1 protein-coding gene is annotated in these 562 nt (G+C 70.3%); it reads right to left on the reverse strand.

What is annotated here, in order from left to right:
* Positions 1 to 332, reverse strand: a 332-nt coding sequence (locus IF54_RS42600) for an AMP-binding protein (protein WP_159002319.1), incomplete at its 3' end; no start/stop codon positions are given.
* Between the last annotated feature and the right edge of the window lie 230 nt (positions 333 to 562).

The raw sequence follows: 562 nt of genomic DNA on the forward strand, positions 1-562 counted from the left end.
CCGGTGCGGTAGAGGCGTGAGCCCGCCTCGCCGTGGGGGTTGGGGAGGAACTTCTCGGCGGTGAGGTCGGGGCGGCCGAGGTAGCCGCGGGCCAGGCCGATGCCGGCGATGTAGACCTCACCGGCCACCCCGACCGGGGCCGGTTCCAACTCCTGGGTGAGGACGTACATCTGGGTGTTCGGGATCGGCGCGCCCAGCGGGATGGCCTCGGTCGCCGGGAGTTTGTCGATCACCAGGCCGGAGTTGCCGATGGTGATCTCGGTGGGGCCGTACTCGGTGGCGAGCTTGGTGCCCTGGGGGCCGGCGAGCCAGCGAGAGCGGGAAGTTGTCACCGGCCGCGATCACCACACCGGCCAGGGTGCGGGCCTGTTCGGTGTCCAGTTGGTGGGTGAGCAGGTCCAGGTGGCCGGGGGTGAGCTTGACGAAGGAGAACGGTCCGGCGGCGGCAAGAGTCGCGCCGAGGTCGGCGGTGTCCAGATCGTCGGGCAGGAGGGTGACGGGCTGTCCGCAGATGAGCGGGGTGAACAGGTCGGGGATGCCCAGGTCGAAGGAGATCGACGAG

It is taken from the genome of Streptomyces sp. NRRL B-3229 (assembly GCF_000719505.1).
Lineage (GTDB): Bacteria > Actinomycetota > Actinomycetes > Streptomycetales > Streptomycetaceae > Streptomyces > Streptomyces griseorubiginosus.